Here is a 297-nt window from a genome sequence, read left to right on the forward strand (position 1 = left end):
GCAGGAATTACTCGGCCTGCAGGTAGAGCTGGCGGGGCGTGGAGTCGAGCAGGTCGGCGCCGCGCACGATGTCGGTAACGCCTTGCCAGGCGTCATCCACGACCACGGCCAATTGATAGGCGTACAGGCCATCGCGGCGGCGGATGATGAAGTCGCCTGAATCGCGCCCCAGGTGCTGTCTGAATTGGCCCTGAACACGGTCGGTAAAATGGTATTCAAGCTCGGGCACGCGCAGACGGATGGCGGCATCCTGCTGCTCGTGACCGGCATTGCGACACAGCCCGGGGTAAATCCCGT

The 297-nt window shown here is 63.3% G+C and carries 1 protein-coding gene; it reads right to left on the reverse strand.

Annotation, left to right across the window (positions count from 1 at the left end; translation table 11 throughout):
- Positions 1–7: 7 nt before the first annotated feature.
- A partial coding sequence (locus AC0L3B_RS39215) for a glutamate--tRNA ligase family protein (protein WP_473383122.1) occupies positions 8–297 on the reverse strand: 290 nt, incomplete at its 5' end.

The sequence above is a fragment of the Bradyrhizobium sp. Kon56 genome (assembly GCF_055807635.1).